This is a genomic window from Streptomyces sp. SM1 (assembly GCF_002910825.1).
Lineage (GTDB): Bacteria > Actinomycetota > Actinomycetes > Streptomycetales > Streptomycetaceae > Streptomyces > Streptomyces okerensis.
This window is the reverse complement of record NZ_NEUB01001038.1, coordinates 1-207: the sequence shown is the minus strand read 5'-3', so window position 1 is coordinate 207 and position 207 is coordinate 1.

Here is a 207-nt window from a genome sequence, read left to right as displayed (position 1 = left end):
TCGCGGGGCGGAAGCCGTTCGCCGGGCGGAGGGCCCCGTTCGGGTGGCGGGGTTTTCCACAGGACTGTGGAGCGTCCACAGGGTCCGGCGGGCCCTGGCCGGAAGCCTCATCGTGGGAGCCGCAAGCCGGTCCCTCGTCGCAGGTGGTGGTCCCCCGTGTCCGTGTCCCGTCGTCCCTCCTCGCTCCGCTCTCCCTCCCCCGACGTC